We start from the raw sequence: 17,539 nt of genomic DNA, 5'->3' as shown, positions 1-17,539 counted from the left end.
TCACGGCGCCACCGCGATCGCGACGAGATCCAGGCTGTCGTCGATGTTCCCGCTCTCGACGAGCTCGAAGTCCTCGGTCGTCACCGCGGCGACGTCGGCCGCCAGTTGCGGCGACCACGGCGCGCCGGCCACCGCCCGCTCGATCTGCGCGTCGATGATCGAGCCACCGTGGCGCGCATCCATTTCCCGCAGCCTGGGGCCGTGGTAGAGGCCGCTCACCGTCACCTCGGTGAAGCCCGCATCCGCCAGTAGCTGCGCGAGCTCGTCGGCGTTCAGCTCGCGGGTGTGGAACGGGTTGATCGGGGTGTCGCGGCCCGGGGAGAACGTGATCCGGTTGGGGGTGGACACCATCAGCCGCCCAGACGGTCGCAGCACCCGGGCGCATTCGGCGACGAATTGTGGTTGGTCCCACAGGTGTTCGATGACTTGGAAGTTCACCACAATATCGACCGACGAATCGGGCAGTGGTAGCTCGGCGAGGTTGGCCCGCATCACGTCGACCCGGGGGTAGCGGGTGCGCACATGGGCCACGGTGGCCTCGTCGTAGTCCACGGCGACGACCCGGCGGGCGACGCCGGAGATCAAGTCGGCGCCGTAGCCCTCGCCGCAGCCGGCCTCGAGCACCTCGCGGCCGGCGCAGTAGGGGGCCAGTCGCTGATAAACGACCTGGTGACGGCGGAACCAGTAGTTCTCGATGTCCAGATCGGGGATGGTGCGCTCGCCCGTCAGGACCAGCCCCGCCGGGGCCGCCGCGGAGGCCCCCGACGAGGTGTCGCCGGGGAGGGTCTGGGGAACGTCGGGGACGAATGCGCTCATTGCATAGGGAGGCTAACGCGAAGTGACGGATTAGCGAACCGGGAAGCGGCCCGCCCGGGTTTCACGAGGCGGACGGGCTGCAAGAACGTGCTGGACGGTTCGCTATGGTGTGGAGGCAGACCGCACAAAGTTACCCGGTAGTAACACGCCCGTGCGTGCCCAACGTGTACCGAGATCCCGCAGTCGAGACTGCGGGACTCCTTCGAGGAGGACGAACCACACTCATGACGAACATCGTGGTCCTGATCAAGCAGGTCCCGGACACCTGGTCGGAGCGCAAGCTGTCTGACGGCGACTACACGCTGGACCGCGAGGCCGCCGACGCCGTGCTGGACGAGATCAACGAGCGCGCCGTCGAAGAGGCCCTGCAGATCCGCGAGCGCGAAGGCGGCGAGGGTTCGGTGACCGTGCTGACCGCCGGCCCCGAGCGCGCCACCGAAGCGATCCGCAAGGCGCTGTCGATGGGCGCCGACAAGGCCGTCCACCTCAAGGACGACGGCATGCACGGGTCCTGCGTGGTCCAGACGGCGTGGGCGCTGGCCCGCGCGCTGGGCACCATCGAGGGCACCGAGCTCGTCATCGCCGGCAACGAATCCACCGACGGCTCAGGCGGTGCCGTGCCGGCCATCATCGCGGAGTATCTGGGCCTGCCGCAGCTCACCCACCTGCGCAAGCTGTCCATCGAGAACGGCAAGGTCACCGGCGAGCGCGAGACCGACGACGGCGTGTTCAGCCTCGAGGCCACCCTGCCCGCGGTGGTGAGCGTCACCGAGAAGATCAACGAACCGCGCTTCCCCTCCTTCAAGGGCATCATGGCCGCCAAGAAGAAAGAGGTCACGGTGCTGACCCTGTCCGAGATCGGGGTCGAGGCCGACGAGGTCGGGCTGGCCAACGCCGGGTCGAAGGTGCTGTCGTCGACGCCGAAGCCGCCGAAGACCGCGGGCGAGAAGGTCACCGACGAAGGCGAAGGCGGCAGCCAGATCGCGCAGTACCTGGTCGGCCAGAAGATCATCTGACACTCATCCCAGACACGAGAAGAGCGAACTGAACCATGGCTGAAGTACTCGTGCTCGTCGAGCACGCCGAAGGCGCACTGAAGAAGGTCACGTCCGAACTGATCACCGCCGCCCGCGCGCTGGGTGAGCCGGCCGCCGTCGTCGTCGGCAAGCCCGGCACCGCCGCGCCGCTGGTCGACGGGCTCAAGGAGGCCGGCGCCGCCAAGATCTACGTCGCCGAGTCCGACGACGCCGAGAACTACCTGATCACCCCGGTGGTCGACGTGCTGGCCTCGCTGACCGAGTCCAATTCGCCCGCCGCGGTGCTGCTGTCGGCCAACGCCGACGGCAAGGAGATTGCCGGCCGGCTGGCCGCGCGGATCGGGTCGGGCCTCTTGGTGGACGTGGTCGGGGTCAACGAGGGCAACAAGTTTGTGCACTCCATCTTCGGTGGGGCGTTCACCGTCGAGGCGCAGGCCAACGGCGACACCCCGATCGTCACGGTGCGTGGCGGCGCGATCGACGCTGAGCCGCAGGCCGGCGCCGGTGAGCAGGTGACCGTGGAGGTGCCGGCCCAGTCCGAGAACGCCACCAAGATCACTTCCCGCCAGCCCGCCGTCGCGGGCGACCGCCCGGAACTGACCGAAGCCACCATCGTGGTGTCCGGCGGCCGTGGCGTGGGCAGCGCGGACAACTTCCACGTGGTCGAGGAACTGGCGGACTCGCTCGGCGCCGCCGTCGGCGCTTCCCGTGCCGCCGTCGACTCCGGCTACTACCCGGGCCAGTTCCAGGTGGGCCAGACCGGCAAGACGGTTTCGCCGCAGCTCTACATCGCGCTGGGCATCTCCGGGGCGATCCAGCACCGTGCCGGCATGCAGACCTCAAAGACCATCGTCGCCGTCAACAAGGACGAAGAGGCGCCGATCTTCGAGATCGCCGACTACGGCGTGGTGGGCGACCTGTTCAAGGTCGCGCCGCAGCTGACCGACGCGATCAAGCAGCGCAAGGGCTAGATTTCCTTCTGTTCGCGAGGGGCTCGCGAGCCCCTCGCGAACAGACGCAAAAGCCCGCGCACGCACGGCGTGTCGCGGGCTTTTGCGTCTGCTGGGCGCGATCAGCCGGTCCGAGCCGCGCGGGTCCTGGGGCGGCGCGGCGTCCGGCAGACGCCCGCCCGACGGCTCGCGTTCACGTCCGGATCACGGTCCGGTTGAATGTCACCGAATTTGGCCTCATTTCGTCATCTGACGTGCATCGACACGTCACAGCGTCGATGCCGACTAGCTCATCGGTTACGCGACGTTGTTGACATGAGCATTGCTTCTGTCCTCATACCCAGCGAGAAGCCGGCCCACGCCGCGAGCGCTCCGTCCGGCGGCCCGCACTATTCGTTGTTGCTGTCGACGGACCCCGGCATGATTGAGGCCGCGCAGCGCCTGCGTTACGACGTGTTCACCAGCACGCCCGGCTTCGAGCTCCCGACGGCCGAAGGGGCTCGCATCGACGTCGACCGGTTCGACGAGTTCTGCGATCACCTGCTGGTCCGCGACGACGACACCGGCGAACTGGTGGGCTGCTACCGGATGCTGGCGCCGGCGGGCGCCATCGCGGCCGGCGGCCTTTACACCGAGACCGAATTCGATCTCCGGGCGTTCGACATGCTCAGGCCGGCGCTGGTGGAGATGGGCCGCGCGGTGGTGCGCGACGGGCACCGCAACGGCGGCGTGGTGCTGTTGATGTGGGCAGGCATCCTGGCCTACCTGGACCGCTACGGCTACGACTACGTGACCGGGTGCGTGTCGGTGCCGATCGGCGACGAGTCGGACGGCGACACCCCGGGCAGCCAGCTGCGCGGCGTCCGCGACTTCGTGCTCAGCCGCAACGCCGCGCCGCCGGAGTATCGCGTGCGCCCGTACCGGCCCGTCCGCGTCGGCGGGCGCGCCCTCGACGACATCCCCGCCCCGCCGCGGCCGGCGGTGCCGCCGCTCATGCGCGGCTACCTGCGGCTGGGTGCGCAGGTCTGCGGCGAGCCCGCGCACGACCCCGACTTCGGAGTGGGCGACTTCTGCGTGCTGCTGGACAAGCGCCGGGCCGATACGCGCTATCTCAAACGGTTGCGGTCGGTGTCGGCGGCCACCGAGACGGTGAACGGCGGCGCCGAGTGACCGCGCCGGTGGCGACGGCGGCGGGCGGCCACGCCTGGCTGCCCCGCGCGTCGTGCGGCAGCGGCTGCGTGGGCGTCGGTACCGCCGTTGAATCGCGCCTCCGGGTGGCGGTTCGGGTGACGCTCCGGGTGTCGCTGGCGCTGTTGCTGGCACCGGGAACCCCGCTGATCGCGATGCCGCTGCCGGGCCGAACGCGGGTCCAGCGGATCTACTGCCGGTTGATGCTGCGGTGCTTCGGCGTCCGAATCCGGGTGTCCGGCAGCCCGATTCGCAACCTGCGTGGGGTGCTCGTGGTCAGCGGCCACATATCGTGGCTGGACGTCTTCGCGATCGGTTCGGTGTTGCCCGGATCGTTCGTCGCGCGCGCCGACATGTTCACCGGTCCCGCCATCGGCATCGTGGCCCGGATCTTGAAGATCATCCCCATCGAACGGGCCAGTCTTCGGCGGCTGCCCGCGGTGGTGGACACCGTGGCGCGGCGGCTGCGCGCCGGCCAGACGGTGGTGGCGTTCCCGGAGGGCACCACCTGGTGTGGCGCGCGCGACGACGAGGGCGCGGGCGCGGCGCACCGGGGGCGTCCCGCGCAGACCCACCGAGGATGCGGTTCGTTCTACCCGGCGATGTTCCAGGCCGCGATCGACGCCGGGCGCCCCGTGCAGCCGCTTCGGCTCACCTATCACCACAACGACGGCAGCGTCTCGACCGCACCGGCGTTCGTCGGCGACGACACGCTGCTGCGGTCGATCTACCGGCTCCTCACCGTGCGCCGCACCCTGGCCTGGGTGCGCGTGGAATCCCTGCAGCTGCCGGGCACCGATCGGCGTGACCTCGCCCGCCGCTGCCAATCGGCGGTGCTCGCGGCCGCGCCCACCCGGCCGGCGCGGCATTTGCGGCGGCAGCCAGGTCACGGGCCTGTGCTGGTGGCCTAGCCAAACCGGCCTGCCGGTATCGTGGGTCGCGTCATGGTCTACCTGGATCACGCCGCCACCACCCCGATGCACCCTGCCGCCGTCGAGGCGATGACGGCCGTGCTGGGCATAGTCGGCAACGCGTCTTCGCTGCACACCAGCGGCCGGGCGGCGCGGCGGCGGGTCGAGGAGTCGCGCGAGCTGATCGCGGCCAAGCTCGGCGCGCGTCCGTCCGAGGTGATCTTCACCGCGGGCGGCACCGAGAGCGACAACCTCGCCGTAAAGGGCATCTACTGGGCGCGCCGGGACGCCGAGCCGCGGCTGCGCCGCATCATCACCAGCGAGGTCGAGCACCACGCCGTCCTGGACTCGGTGCAGTGGCTCGCCGAGCACGAGGGCGCCGACGTGACCTGGCTTCCGACCGCGCCGGACGGCTCGGTGTCGGCGGCGGACCTGCGTGCGGCGCTGCAGGCCCACGACGACGTCGCACTGGTCTCGGTGATGTGGGCCAACAACGAGGTGGGCACCGTTGCGCCGGCCGCCGAGTTGGCCACCGTCGCAGCCGAATACGGCGTTCCCATGCACAGCGACGCCGTGCAGGCGGTGGGTCAGTTGCCCGTCGGCTTCGCCGCCAGCGGGCTGTCCGCGATGAGCGTCGCCGCGCACAAGTTCGGCGGACCGCCGGCCATGGGGGCGTTGCTGCTGCGCCGCGATGTCGCGTGCGCGCCGCTCGCCCACGGCGGCGGACAGGAACGCGACATCCGTTCCGGCACAGCGGATGTCGCTGGTGCCGTCGGCATGGCGACCGCCGCGCAGATCGCCGTGGACGGGCTGGAGGCCAACGGGGCGCGGCTGCGGGCCCTGCGCGACCGACTCGTGGACGGGGTGCTCGCCGGCATCGACGACGTCACCCTGAACGGCGCCCGCGACCCGCACCGGCTCCCCGGAAACGCGCACTTCACCTTCCGCGGCTGCGAGGGCGACGCGCTGTTGATGCTGCTGGACGCCAACGGTATCGAGTGCTCCACCGGATCGGCCTGCACGGCCGGTGTCGCGCAGCCGTCGCATGTGCTGATCGCCATGGGCGTCGACGCGGCCAGCGCCCGTGGATCGCTGCGACTGTCCCTGGGCCACACGAGCGTCGACGAGGACGTGGACGCGGTGTTGCGGGTACTGCCCGCGGCCGTGGACCGCGCCCGGGGGGCCGCCCTGGCCGCCGTGGGGGCAGTGAAGTGAAAGTCCTCGCCGCCATGAGTGGCGGCGTCGACTCCTCGGTCGCCGCCGCCCGGATGGTCGATGCCGGGCACGAGGTGGTCGGCGTCCACCTGGCCCTGTCGGCAACACCCGGTACCCTGCGCACCGGATCGCGGGGCTGCTGTTCGAAGGAAGACGCCTCGGACGCTCGCCGGGTCGCCGACGTGCTCGGAATCCCGTTCTACGTCTGGGATTTCGCGGAGCGGTTCTCCGCCGACGTAATCGACGATTTCGTGTCGTCGTACGCCCGCGGCGAGACCCCGAACCCCTGCGTGCGGTGCAATCAGCGGATCAAGTTCTCGGCGTTGTCGGCGAAGGCGCTGGCGCTGGGCTTCGATGCGGTGGCCACCGGCCACTACGCCCGGCTGTCCGGGGGCCGGCTGCGTCGTGCCGTCGATAAGGACAAGGACCAGTCCTACGTGCTGGCCGTGCTGACGGCCGAGCAGTTGCGCCACGCCGCGTTTCCGATCGGCGACACCCCCAAGCCCGAGATCCGCGCCGAGGCCGCCCGCCGCGGCCTGGCGGTCGCCGACAAGCCCGACAGCCACGACATCTGCTTCATCCCCTCCGGCGACACCCGTGCCTTCCTCGGTGCGCGCATCGGGGTCCGCCGCGGCAGCGTGGTCACCGCGGACGGCGCCGTGCTCGCCAGCCACGACGGCGTGCACGGTTTCACGATCGGGCAGCGCAAGGGTCTCGGCATCGCGGGCCCCGGCTCCGACGGGCGCCCCCGCTACGTGACCGCCATCGACGCCGACACCGCGACCGTGCAGGTGGGCGGCGCGGCCGAGCTCGACGTCCACGGCCTCGTTGGGCGTTCCCCGGTCTTCACCGGCGGCACCGCCCCGGAGGGTCCCGTCGAGTGCGTGGTCCAGGTGCGCGCCCACGGCGAAACGGTCGATGCCGTGGCCGAATTGGTCGGCGACGAGCTTGTCGTGCGATTGCGTGCCCCGCTGCGCGGGGTCGCGCCCGGCCAGACCCTGGCGCTCTACCGGCCCGACGTCGACGGCGACGAGGTTCTGGGCAGCGCCACCATCGTCGGCGCCGGACGCTAGGCCGGAACGTTCGCGGCGATGTTCGTCATGACGATGTCGGAGACCGACTGCGGGAAGCCGCAGAACGTGACCTCCAGCAGCGCCACGGACAGCACCCGGTAGTCGCGGCCGCAGCCACCGGGGCCCAGGTGCAGCGTGTTCGCCGCGGTGTTCCACTCGCCGACCAGCAGCTGGCCGGTGGATTCGCCCGCGCAACTGCCGACGGTCTTCACCAGGTTGCCGAACGCGTCGCGGGCCGTCTCGACGTCGCGGTACGCCGCCGCACCCTCCGAGATGAGCGCCCCGTCGGGCGGGTCCTGGAAGGTGGTCTTGTGGAACTCCTCGATGTCGGGTCCGAACGTCGCCGTCTCCGCGTAGAGGAACCGGCACTCCTGCGGCGTGGCTTGCGCAAGGGCGTCGATGTCGACCGGGTTGGTGCCGTCCATCGACGGGATGATGTTGAGGTGTTCGCCGGCCCCGGTGATCGCCCGCATGCGCGACTGGTCCAGCAGGATGGTGTCGACGTTCACGCCGTGCACGACCTTGCGGGTGGCCCCATATCCCGGCAGCGCCGTCCCGTCCACCACCCGGGTGCAGCCCACCGTGAGCAGCACCGCGCCGCACCACAGCAGCGGCCGCGTCAATCTCGCCATGTGCCACACCCCTCTGGGCTTGAAGCTACCCCCCGTACCCACCCCTCGCGACCGACGTTCCACGCGACGTCGAATACGGTTGCCCGGTGAGTGTTTTCGCGACCGCCAGCGGCGTCGGCTCGTGGCCCGGTACCGTCGCGCACACGGCCGCCGAGATCGTCGTCGGAGAATTGGGCGGCGCGCTCGCCCACCTGGTGGAATTGCCCGCCAGGGGAGTGGGCGCCGACACCCTCGGCCGGGCCGGGGCGCTGCTGGTCGACGTCGCCATCGACACCGTGCCGCGCGGGTATCGGATCGCCGCGCGGCCGGGCGCGGTCACCCGGCGAGCCGTCAGCCTGCTCGACGAGGACTGCGACGCCCTGGAGGAGGCCTGGGAGGCGGCCGGCCTGCGCGGCGCCGGGCGCCCGGTCAAGGTGCAGGCCCCCGGGCCCATCACGCTGGCCGCCGGCCTTGAGCTGGCCAACGGCCACCGCGCGATCACCGACCCCGGGGCGCTGCGCGACCTCGCCGCGTCACTGGGCGAAGGCGTGGGCGCCCACCGCGCGGCGCTGGCGCGTCGGCTCGAGACGCCGGTGGTGGTGCAGTTCGACGAACCGTCGCTGTCGAGCGCCTTGGGCGGCCGGTTGACCGGGGTGACGGCGCTGAGCCCGATCGCGCCGCTGGACCAGGCGGTGGCCGCCGCGCTGCTGGACACCTGCGTCACGGCGTCGGGAGCCGAGACGGTGCTGCACTGCTGCGCGCCGGGATTGCCGTGGGACCTGTTGGCGCGCAGCGCAATCGGCGCGTTGTCCGTCGATGCGGGCACGCTGCGGGCGGCCGACCTGGACGGCGTCGCGGCCTTCGTCGAATCGGGCCGCGCCGTCATGCTCGGCGTGGTCCCCGCCGCGGCGCCCGAGCGGCGGCCCTCGGCCGAAGAGGTGGCCGGCGCGGTGGTCGCGGTGACCGATCGCCTCGGGTTTGGCCGCTCGGCGCTGCGGGACCGGATCGGGGTGACCCCGGCATGCGGTCTGGCCGGTGCGACGCCGCAGTGGGCCCGCACCGCGATCGACCTCGCCCGCACGGCGGCCGCCGCGTTCGCCGACGACCCCGACGCCATCTGATCGGCGGGTGCGGGCGTGCCGGGGCGGCTGTCGTCGCCCTTCGATAGCCTGCGGAGGTGAGCCCTGCCGAAGCCGACGACGCACCTCCCGAGGTGCGGCGCCAGTGGCAGGAACTGGCCGACGAAGTTCGCGAGCACCAGTTCCGCTACTACATCAAGGACGCGCCGATCGTTTCGGACGCCGACTTCGACACGATGTTCAACGAACTGCTCACGCTGGAGGATCGCTACCCGGAGTTGCGGGCCCCGGATTCCCCGACGCAACTGGTCGGCGGCGCGGGCTTCGCCACCGACTTCGCCTCGGCCGAACACCTCGAGCGGATGCTCAGCCTCGACGACGTGTTCGACCGCGACGAGCTCGCCGCCTGGAGCGCCCGGGTGGAGAACGAGATCGGCCGTGACCCCCACTACCTGTGCGAGCTGAAGATCGACGGGGTGGCCCTGTCGCTGGTGTACCGCGACGGCCGGCTCGAGCGCGCCGCCACCCGCGGCGACGGCCGCGTCGGCGAAGACGTCACGCTCAACGCGCGCACCATCGACGACGTGCCCGAACGGCTCACCGATGGCGCCGGCTTCCCGATTCCCGGGTTGTTGGAGGTGCGCGGCGAGGTGTTCTTCATGCTCGCCGACTTCGAGGCGCTCAACGCCAGCCTCGTCGAGGACGGCAAGGCGCCGTTCGCCAATCCGCGCAACAGCGCCGCCGGCTCGCTGCGCCAGAAGAACCCGGCCGTGACCGCACGGCGCAAGCTGCGGATGATCTGCCACGGCATCGGGCGCACCGAAGGCTTCGCGCCGAAAACTCAGCACGAGGCCTACACGGCGCTGCGCGCGTGGGGATTGCCGGTGGCCGAGGAGACCTCCCGGGTGCGGGGCCTGGCCGCCGTCGAGGAACGCGTCGCGTACTGGGGGGAGCACCGCTACGACGTCGCGCACGAGATCGACGGCGTGGTGGTCAAAGTCGACGACGTCGCGCTGCAGCGCCGGCTCGGGACGACGTCGAGGGCGCCGCGATGGGCGGTGGCCTACAAGTACCCGCCCCAGGAGGCGCAGACCAAGCTGCTCGACATCCGCGTGAACGTGGGGCGCACCGGCCGGGTCACGCCGTTCGCGTTCATGACACCGGTGAAGGTCGCCGGGTCCACGGTCGGGCTGGCTACCCTACACAACGCCGCCGAGGTCAAGCGCAAGGGCGTGCTCATCGGCGACACCGTGATAATCCGCAAGGCCGGCGACGTGATCCCCGAGGTGCTCGGCCCCGTCGTCGACCTGCGTGACGGCACGGAACGGGAATTCGTCATGCCCGCAACGTGTCCCGAGTGCGGCACCCCGTTGGCCCCGGCTAAGGAGGGCGACGCCGACATCCGCTGCCCCAATTCCCGGTCCTGCCCGGCCCAGCTGCGTGAGCGGGTGTTCCACGTCGCCGGCCGCGGCGCGCTGGACATCGAGGGGCTGGGTTACGAGGCCGCCACCGCGCTGCTGAAGGCCGGCGTCATCGCCGACGAGGGCGACCTGTTCGGCCTGACCGAGGACGACCTGCTGCGCACCGAGCTGTTCCGCACCAAGGCCGGCGCGCTGTCCGCCAACGGCAAGCGCCTGCTGGCCAACCTCGACCGGGCCAAGGCCGCGCCGCTGTGGCGGGTGCTGGTCGCCCTGTCGATCCGGCACGTCGGGCCTACGGCGGCCCGCGCCCTGGCCACCGAGTTCGGCAGCCTCGACGCCATCGTGGCGGCGTCCACCGAGGAACTCGCGGCGGTGGAGGGCGTCGGACCGACGATCGCTGCCGCGCTCGCCGAGTGGTTCACCGTCGACTGGCATTGCGCGATCGTCGACAAGTGGCGGGCCGCCGGCGTGCGGATGGCCGACGAGCGCGACGCCACCGTGGCCCGCACGCTGGAGGGGCTGACCATCGTCGTGACCGGCTCGCTGACCGGGTTCTCCCGCGACGACGCCAAGGAGGCGATCATCGCCCGTGGCGGCAAGGCCGCCGGCTCGGTGTCGAAGAAGACGGACTACGTCGTGGCCGGCGACTCGCCGGGCTCCAAGTACGACAAAGCCGTCGAGCTCGGGGTCCCGGTCCTCGACGAGGACGGGTTCCGGACGCTGCTGGAGCAGGGGCCGCCCGCCGCTCCCGCGGCGGAGTGAACCGATCTCGGTAGCATGGGCCGCGCGACTACTTGACCGTCCGGGGGGCGTTAGACAGGGCGGTCGTACGTCGTAGCAGATTGCCGCTGGGCAACTTTCACCGACTCTTCGAGAGGCTCTTGCATGCATGTCGCTCTTTTCACCGATCTCCATCCGGACAGCCTCGGGGGCACCCAGGTCTCGGTGGCCACCCAGCGCCGCGCCCTGGAGCAGTGCGGGCACCGGGTGACGGTGTTCACCGCGCCGCTGCCCAAGACCGCCGACCCCGACCCCGGCGTCGTCGAGCTGAAGCCGGTGCCGGTGATCGCCCCGCTCATGCGCCGGCTGGGCAGGCACGACGACTTCATGTTCGTGTGGCCGTCCAAGGTCAACCACGCGATCATCGACGCGGCGTTCCGCACCCGCGAGCCCGTCGACGTCGTGCACACCCAGGGCGACCTCGGGGTGGCGATCGCGGGCGTGGAAGCCGCCCGCCGTCACGGCATCCCGGTGGTCCAGACCAAGCACACCCGCTTCGACGTGTACTTCGAGCAGGCCACCGCGACGCCCCTCCCGCTGGCGGTGTTGTTCGCCCACATGCAGAAGCGGCACCTCTCCCGGGAGTTCAACCTCACCCGCGTGCAAGAGGGCCTCGCGTCGCGCCTGGCGTGGCGCCTCATGGTCGCCCACGCGCAGGCGGTAGATCACGAGATCACCCCGACAAGGCACTTCGCGCGGTCCCTGGCCGGGCGCGGGGTGAGCCGGCCGATCTCGGTCGTGTCCAACGGCGTCGACGACGACGTGATCGACCGCGCCCGCGCGGCCCGGGTGACCCCGGCCGCCGGCGGCGACCCGCTGCGGCTGATCTGGTGCGGGCGGCTGTCGTCGGAGAAGCGCGTGACGGCGGCGGTCGAGGCGGTTGCTCAGGTGGAGGGCTGCACGCTGGACATCTACGGTGACGGCCACCTGGTGCCCGCGATCAGCAAGACCATCGAGTCCGCGGGCCTCGGCGGCCGGATTCGCCTGCACGGCCGAGTGGACCGGGAGGACTGCCTGGTCGCGATGAGGTCGAGCGACGCCCTGCTCTTCACGTCCTACGACTTCGACACCCAGGGCCTGGTGCTCCTGGAGGCCGCCGCCATGTCGCTGCCGATGATCTACTGCGACCCGGCGCTGGGGGAAACGGTTCCCGACGGCGGCGGCGTCCTCACCGCCAGCCCGGCGCCCGCCTCGCTCGCCGCGGCCATCCGTGCGCTCGTCGAGGACCGCGCCAAACTGCGCGAGATGACCGACGTCGTCGCCGCGCACCGGGACGCCGGTCGGCAGTCGCTGCAGACCGAGAAGATCGTCGCCATCTACAACAGCCTGCTGGACCGGGTGCCGGCCTGACCTCTCAGCGCAGCATCGTCGCCACGATCCCGGCCAGGTAACCCAGCCGGGCCACTTCCGAGGGGCGGAATTCCGGGCCGGGCCGGCCCAGCACGACCGCCGTGTGTGGGTCGCCCAGCGGCGCCGCGACCATGGTGATGTCCATGTCGCGCCACGCCTGCGGCACCCACTCCGCGGTGCCGTCCAGCGTCGACGCCCGCTCAATCGGCAGCCAGGGCGCCGAATCCTCCTTGGTCTCCGGCGAGCCCGGGCTGTCGGCGAGGCGCTGCAGCTCCCCGCGCGAACTGCGCAGCACCATGCACCAACTGACCCGCAGCACCTTGGGCGCCTCGTCGACCAGGACCTTGAGCCGGGACTCGCCGTCGGCGGCCGCGGCGATGTGGTCGAGCAACTCCAGCTCGCGGTGGGCTTCCAGCAGACCGGTGTGGGGGCGGACGCTGTCCACCCGCACGCCGGGCAACGACTCCGCGGCCGTGATCAGCGTGTCGGGCATCGCGCCCGGGGGCAGCTCGATGACCAGGTCGTCGATCGCGTTCCCCGAGCTGCGCTCCACCACGTCGAGCGACAGGATGTCGGCCCCTACCGAGCCGAGCGCCACCGCGAGCGAGCCCAGGCTGCCGGGGCGGTCGACGAGCACGATACGCAACAGATACGACGGCACGGCCAACACTGTGACACAGGGATGTGTCCGGGGCATTTCGGCCGGTGCCCCGTTGAGCGGTGGGCGGCGGGGCGCCGGCAGGCGTCGCCCGACTAGGCTTTGCGCTCGTGTCCCAGATCTCCCGCGACGAGGTGGCGCACCTGGCCCGGCTGTCCCGGCTGGCGTTGACCGACGGCGAACTCGACAGCTTCGCCGGCCAACTCGACGCCATCCTGACCCACGTCAGCCAGGTGCAGGCAGTCGACGTGACCGGCGTCGAAGCGACCGGCAACCCGCTCAAAGACGTCAACGTCACCCGGCCAGACGAGCCGACGCCGTGCCTGACGCAGCGCGAGGCGCTGGCCGAGGCGCCCGAGGCCGTCGACGGCCGCTTCGCCGTTCCGCAGATCCTCGGGGACAGCGAGTGAGCGACCTGATCCGGTCCGACGCCGCGACACTGGCCGCGCGGATCGCCGCCAAGCAGGTGTCGTCCACCGAGGTCACCCAGGCGTGCCTGGACCAGATCGCGGCGACCGACGACCGCTATCACGCGTTTCTGCACGTGGCGGCCGACGAGGCGCTCGCGGCGGCGGCCGCAGTCGACAACGCGGTGGCCGCCGGCGAGCGGCTACCGTCGGCGCTGGCCGGGGTTCCGCTCGCGCTCAAGGACGTCTTCACCACGACCGACATGCCCACCACCTGCGGATCCAAGATCCTCGAGGGTTGGCGGTCGCCGTACGACGCCACGGTCACCGTCCGGCTGCGCGCGGCCGGCATCCCGATCCTGGGCAAGACCAACATGGACGAGTTCGCGATGGGTTCGTCGACGGAGAACTCCGCCTACGGCCCCACCCGCAACCCCTGGAACGTCGACCGGGTGCCCGGCGGATCGGGTGGCGGCAGCGCGGCGGCCCTCGCCGCCTTCCAGGCCCCGTTGGCCATCGGAACCGACACGGGCGGCTCGATCCGGCAGCCGGCCGCACTGACCGCGACGGTCGGCGTCAAACCCACCTACGGCACGGTGTCGCGTTACGGGCTGGTGGCGTGCGCGTCGTCACTGGACCAGGGCGGCCCGTGCGCGCGCACCGTGCTCGACACCGCGCTGCTGCACCAGGTGATCGCCGGCCACGACCCGCGCGACTCGACGTCCGTCGACGCGCCGGTGCCCGACGTCGTCGGCGCGGCCCGGGCCGGCGCCTCCGGTGACCTGCGCGGTGTGCGGGTCGGGGTCGTCAAGCAGCTGCGCGGCGAGGGCTATCAGCCGGGCGTGCTGGCGTCGTTCGAGGCCGCGATCGAACGGCTGACCGCGCTGGGCGCCGAGGTGACCGAGGTCGACTGCCCACACTTCGAATACGCGCTGGCCGCGTACTACCTGATCCTGCCGTCGGAGGTGTCGAGCAACCTGGCGCGGTTCGACGCCATGCGTTACGGGCTCCGGGTGGGCGACGACGGCTCCCACAGCGCCGAGGAAGTGATGGCGCTGACCCGGGCCGCCGGGTTCGGGCCGGAGGTCAAGCGGCGGATCATGATCGGCACCTACGCCCTTTCGGCCGGCTATTACGACGCCTACTACAACCAGGCGCAGAAGGTGCGCACGCTGATCGCCCGCGACCTGGACCGGGCCTACGAGTCCGTCGACGTCGTCGTGTCGCCCACCACGCCCACGACGGCGTTCCCGATCGGCGAGAAGGTGGACGACCCGCTCGCGATGTACCTCTTCGACCTGTGCACGCTGCCGCTCAACCTGGCCGGCCACTGCGGTATGTCGGTGCCGGCGGGGCTGTCGCCGGATGACGGACTGCCCGTCGGGCTGCAAATCATGGCTCCCGCGCTGGCCGACGACCGGCTGTACCGGGTGGGCGCCGCCTACGAGGCGGTCCGCGGCGCGCTGCCCACCCCGATCTAGCGCCGCGCGCCCTTCCTACCGGCGAACCTTGCCGACGAGCCTTACCGGCGAGCAGACGCAAAAGCACCCAAAACTGGCCCGATTTGGGTGATTTTGCGTCTGCTCGCGGCATCTAGCTGGGCCGCAGGGCAAGATAAGGGCATGCGGATCGGAGTTCTCACGGGCGGCGGAGATTGCCCCGGCCTCAACGCCGTCATTCGGGCGGTGGTGCGCACCTGCGACTCTCGGTACGGCTCGTCCGTCGTCGGATTCCAGGACGGGTGGCGCGGCCTGCTGGAGAACCGGCGCATCCAGTTGCAGAACGACGACCGCAACGACCGCCTCCTGGCCAAGGGCGGGACGATGCTCGGCACCGCCCGCGTCCATCCCGACAAGCTGCGCGCTGGGCTGGACCAGATCAAGCAGACTCTCGACGACAACGGCATCGACGTCTTGATCCCCATCGGCGGTGAAGGCACCCTGACGGCCGCGCACTGGCTGTCGGAGGAGAACGTGCCGGTGATCGGGGTGCCGAAGACCATCGACAACGACATCGACTGCACCGACGTCACCTTCGGCCACGACACCGCGCTGACTGTGGCCACCGACGCCATCGACCGGCTGCACAGCACCGCGGAATCCCATCAGCGGGTGATGCTCGTGGAGGTGATGGGCCGGCACGCCGGCTGGATCGCGCTCAACGCCGGTCTGGCCTCCGGGGCGCACATGACCCTGATTCCCGAGCAGCCGTTCGACGTCGAGGAAGTCTGCCGGCTCGTCAAGCGCCGGTTCCAGCGCGGCGATTCGCACTTCATCTGCGTGGTGGCCGAGGGAGCGAAACCCATGGCCGGCTCGATCACACTGCGCGAAGGCGGCCTTGACGAGTTCGGCCACGAGAAGTTCACCGGCGTCGCGGCCCAGCTCGGCGCCGAGGTGGAGAAGCGGATCAACAAAGACGTCCGGGTGACCGTGCTGGGCCACGTGCAGCGCGGCGGCACGCCGACGGCCTACGACCGGGTGTTGGCCACCCGGTTCGGTGTGAACGCGGCCGACGCCGCGCACGCGGGGGAGTATGGCCAGATGGTCTCGCTGCGCGGGCAGGACATCGGCCGGGTGGCGCTGGCGGACGCGGTGCGCCGGCTCAAGCTCGTGCCGGAGAGCCGCTACGACGACGCGGCGGCGTTCTTCGGCTGAGCGGTTCGGGCAAACGCCAGGTGGCGACGACCTGACGACCGTGGAAATTTGCCGCGTTCCTCCGGTCGAACGCGAATTCGTGGTTTCCGGACCAGCGCAGAGCGGTTATACCCGGAGGCATGAACCACCGCGGTTCGGTGCGCGGAGTCGCTCAGCCGTCCGCTGAACGTGCGGGTCCGCCGGGTCGACGGGCCCCGTCGCAGGTCCCGCTTGACGAAGCCAGTCCGACGTCCGCCACGATCCCGCAGCCGTACCTCTCGAACCCGTCGTTGCGGCAGCCGCCCCCAACCTCCGCACGGCCCGCCTCGGCGCCCCGGCCTCCCGCCCCGCCGCACGGCGAGCGCCAACCCGGCGGAACGGCGCTCGACGGCCTCGACGAGCAGGACGCCGATGCGTCGGGCCGGTTCAACTGGCGGGAGCTCGTCCACCGCGTCACCGGACTCAACGTCGGCCCTGGAAGGGACTCGCAGTACCGACAGGAGCTACGAGACCGGATCCGGGCGGGTGTGGGCGGCGCGTTTCCGATCGCGGTGCTCAACCTCAAGGGCGGCGTCGGGAAGACCGCCGTGGTGGAGACGCTCGGCTCCACCTTCGCCCAGGTCCGGCGCGACCGCATCATCGCCGTCGACCTGGACGCCGGCGACCTCGCCGAACGGCACGGCCGGCGCAACCCGCTCAGCATGGCCGACCTGCTGGCCGACCACACGGTCGCCCAGTACAGCGACGTGCGCGCCCACACCTACCTGAACAGCTTCGGCCTGGAGGTTCTCGGGCTGCCGGACTATGCGCGCACCGACTGGCGGCCGGAACGCCAAGACGTCGTCCGGGCATTCTCCATTCTGCGCAACCACTATTCGGTGGTGCTGGTGGACTGCGGCAAGGCGCTCAACTCGCCGGTGACGGAGGCCGTGCTTCCCGAGTCGCGGGCCGTCGTCGTGGTCACCAGCACCGCCGTCGATGCCGTGCGGAAGACGCGCACCTCCATGGAATGGTTGTCCCACAACGGGTATCGCCACCTGATGAAGTCGGCGGTCCTGGTGATTAACCACGTTGAGCCGGCCAAAGTGGACAATCTGGCCGCCAAGGAGCTCGAGCAGTTGTCGGCTCACGTCGCCGCCACCGTGGTGCTGCCGTTCGATCGGCACATTCACGACGGCAAGCAGATCTCGCTCGATCGGTTGAGCCGCGAGAGCAGGCGCTGCTATCTGGAGCTCGCGGCCACCCTGGCCGACATGTTCCCGGGCCGGAGTGCGCGGCCGGAGCTCCGCCTGGGGGCGTCCCGACCGCCGCGTCGGTTCTGACCCACTCCGGCTCCGCCGGTCTCGCGGTCACCGCGGGGTGTGTTGGTGGTGACCCGCTTCGCCCGGCTCCGCCGGTCTCGCGGTCACC

The 17,539-nt window shown here is 71.1% G+C and carries 16 protein-coding genes; 13 read left to right on the top strand and 3 right to left on the bottom strand.

What is annotated here, in order from left to right; translation table 11 throughout:
• Entirely contained in the window at window positions 1–816 is an 816-nt protein-coding gene (locus SKC42_RS05535) for a class I SAM-dependent methyltransferase (protein ID WP_330963304.1), read from the bottom strand.
• Window positions 817–1,040: 224 nt separating this feature from the next.
• On the opposite strand from SKC42_RS05535, the gene SKC42_RS05530 reads away from it, so the two are divergent.
• The 6 genes from SKC42_RS05530 to mnmA all read left to right on the top strand — a co-directional run bounded on the left by SKC42_RS05530 (window position 1,041) and on the right by mnmA (window position 7,190).
• On the top strand, window positions 1,041–1,832 hold the full coding sequence (locus SKC42_RS05530; RefSeq protein ID WP_330963303.1) for an electron transfer flavoprotein subunit beta/FixA family protein: 792 nt from the start codon (window positions 1,041–1,043) through the stop codon (window positions 1,830–1,832).
• Window positions 1,833–1,867: 35 nt separating this feature from the next.
• Window positions 1,868–2,824 (top strand): electron transfer flavoprotein subunit alpha/FixB family protein, encoded by a 957-nt coding sequence (locus tag SKC42_RS05525; RefSeq protein WP_330963302.1) that lies wholly within the window; start codon window positions 1,868–1,870, stop codon window positions 2,822–2,824.
• 294 nt (window positions 2,825–3,118) lie between these two features.
• Window positions 3,119–3,973 carry a GNAT family N-acetyltransferase gene (locus SKC42_RS05520; protein ID WP_330963301.1) on the top strand — a complete coding sequence of 285 codons (855 nt, stop codon included), beginning with the start codon at window positions 3,119–3,121 and terminating at the stop codon, window positions 3,971–3,973.
• Between the two features lie 8 nt (window positions 3,974–3,981).
• Window positions 3,982–4,902, top strand: a complete 921-nt coding sequence (locus SKC42_RS05515; protein ID WP_330963571.1) for a lysophospholipid acyltransferase family protein — start codon at window positions 3,982–3,984, stop codon at window positions 4,900–4,902.
• 33 nt (window positions 4,903–4,935) lie between these two features.
• Window positions 4,936–6,117, top strand: coding sequence for a cysteine desulfurase family protein (locus SKC42_RS05510; RefSeq protein ID WP_330963300.1), 1,182 nt, complete (start codon window positions 4,936–4,938; stop codon window positions 6,115–6,117).
• On the top strand, window positions 6,114–7,190 hold the full coding sequence (mnmA, locus tag SKC42_RS05505) for a tRNA 2-thiouridine(34) synthase MnmA (protein ID WP_330963299.1): 1,077 nt from the start codon (window positions 6,114–6,116) through the stop codon (window positions 7,188–7,190). The genes SKC42_RS05510 and mnmA overlap by 4 nt, the downstream gene beginning before the upstream one ends.
• Here mnmA and SKC42_RS05500 read toward each other — a convergent pair.
• Complete coding sequence (locus tag SKC42_RS05500) at window positions 7,187–7,822, bottom strand: sensor domain-containing protein (protein WP_330963298.1); 636 nt, start codon at window positions 7,820–7,822, stop codon at window positions 7,187–7,189. The two genes, mnmA and SKC42_RS05500, sit on opposite strands and share 4 nt — an antisense overlap.
• 86 nt (window positions 7,823–7,908) lie before the next feature.
• On the opposite strand from SKC42_RS05500, the gene SKC42_RS05495 reads away from it, so the two are divergent.
• The 3 genes from SKC42_RS05495 to SKC42_RS05485 all read left to right on the top strand — a co-directional run bounded on the left by SKC42_RS05495 (window position 7,909) and on the right by SKC42_RS05485 (window position 12,431).
• Window positions 7,909–8,922 carry a methionine synthase gene (locus tag SKC42_RS05495; RefSeq protein ID WP_330963297.1) on the top strand — a complete coding sequence of 338 codons (1,014 nt, stop codon included), beginning with the start codon at window positions 7,909–7,911 and terminating at the stop codon, window positions 8,920–8,922.
• A gap of 56 nt (window positions 8,923–8,978) precedes the next feature.
• Window positions 8,979–11,063 (top strand): NAD-dependent DNA ligase LigA, encoded by a 2,085-nt coding sequence (gene ligA, locus SKC42_RS05490; RefSeq protein WP_330963296.1) that lies wholly within the window; start codon window positions 8,979–8,981, stop codon window positions 11,061–11,063.
• A 123-nt stretch (window positions 11,064–11,186) separates the two neighbouring features.
• Complete coding sequence (locus SKC42_RS05485) at window positions 11,187–12,431, top strand: glycosyltransferase (protein ID WP_330963295.1); 1,245 nt, start codon at window positions 11,187–11,189, stop codon at window positions 12,429–12,431.
• A 4-nt stretch (window positions 12,432–12,435) separates the two neighbouring features.
• Here SKC42_RS05485 and SKC42_RS05480 read toward each other — a convergent pair whose 3' ends face one another.
• Window positions 12,436–13,092 (bottom strand): amino acid-binding protein, encoded by a 657-nt coding sequence (locus SKC42_RS05480; RefSeq protein ID WP_330963294.1) that lies wholly within the window; start codon window positions 13,090–13,092, stop codon window positions 12,436–12,438.
• 107 nt (window positions 13,093–13,199) lie between these two features.
• On the opposite strand from SKC42_RS05480, the gene gatC reads away from it, so the two are divergent.
• From gatC to SKC42_RS05460, 4 genes are all read left to right on the top strand, one after another.
• Window positions 13,200–13,499, top strand: a complete 300-nt coding sequence (gene gatC / locus SKC42_RS05475) for an Asp-tRNA(Asn)/Glu-tRNA(Gln) amidotransferase subunit GatC (protein WP_085256969.1) — start codon at window positions 13,200–13,202, stop codon at window positions 13,497–13,499.
• Window positions 13,496–14,977, top strand: a complete 1,482-nt coding sequence (gene gatA / locus SKC42_RS05470) for an Asp-tRNA(Asn)/Glu-tRNA(Gln) amidotransferase subunit GatA (RefSeq protein WP_330963293.1) — start codon at window positions 13,496–13,498, stop codon at window positions 14,975–14,977. The genes gatC and gatA overlap by 4 nt, the downstream gene beginning before the upstream one ends.
• 141 nt (window positions 14,978–15,118) lie before the next feature.
• Window positions 15,119–16,150: an ATP-dependent 6-phosphofructokinase gene (locus SKC42_RS05465; RefSeq protein WP_330963292.1), complete on the top strand. Its 1,032-nt coding sequence runs from the start codon at window positions 15,119–15,121 to the stop codon at window positions 16,148–16,150.
• Between the two features lie 119 nt (window positions 16,151–16,269).
• Window positions 16,270–17,451, top strand: a complete 1,182-nt coding sequence (locus SKC42_RS05460) for a MinD/ParA family ATP-binding protein (RefSeq protein WP_330963291.1) — start codon at window positions 16,270–16,272, stop codon at window positions 17,449–17,451.
• Window positions 17,452–17,539: the final 88 nt, after the last annotated feature.

The sequence above is a fragment of the Mycobacterium sp. 050134 genome (assembly GCF_036409085.1).
Taxonomy (GTDB): domain Bacteria; phylum Actinomycetota; class Actinomycetes; order Mycobacteriales; family Mycobacteriaceae; genus Mycobacterium.
Note: the sequence above shows the minus strand (reverse complement) of the source record. Positions and strands in the feature narration are given on the sequence as shown.

What these genes read in the sequence shown, in the direction of transcription:
- SKC42_RS05485 (WP_330963295.1), top strand. Translation starts at nt 11,187, where the DNA reads ATGCATGTCGCTCTTTTCACCGATCTCCATCCGGACAGCCTCGGGGGC.
- SKC42_RS05535 (WP_330963304.1), bottom strand. Translation starts at nt 816, where the DNA reads ATGAGCGCATTCGTCCCCGACGTTCCCCAGACCCTCCCCGGCGACACC.
- SKC42_RS05510 (WP_330963300.1), top strand. Translation starts at nt 4,936, where the DNA reads ATGGTCTACCTGGATCACGCCGCCACCACCCCGATGCACCCTGCCGCC.
- SKC42_RS05530 (WP_330963303.1), top strand. Translation starts at nt 1,041, where the DNA reads ATGACGAACATCGTGGTCCTGATCAAGCAGGTCCCGGACACCTGGTCG.
- SKC42_RS05525 (WP_330963302.1), top strand. Translation starts at nt 1,868, where the DNA reads ATGGCTGAAGTACTCGTGCTCGTCGAGCACGCCGAAGGCGCACTGAAG.
- SKC42_RS05500 (WP_330963298.1), bottom strand. Translation starts at nt 7,822, where the DNA reads ATGGCGAGATTGACGCGGCCGCTGCTGTGGTGCGGCGCGGTGCTGCTC.
- SKC42_RS05520 (WP_330963301.1), top strand. Translation starts at nt 3,119, where the DNA reads ATGAGCATTGCTTCTGTCCTCATACCCAGCGAGAAGCCGGCCCACGCC.
- SKC42_RS05465 (WP_330963292.1), top strand. Translation starts at nt 15,119, where the DNA reads ATGCGGATCGGAGTTCTCACGGGCGGCGGAGATTGCCCCGGCCTCAAC.
- SKC42_RS05460 (WP_330963291.1), top strand. Translation starts at nt 16,270, where the DNA reads ATGAACCACCGCGGTTCGGTGCGCGGAGTCGCTCAGCCGTCCGCTGAA.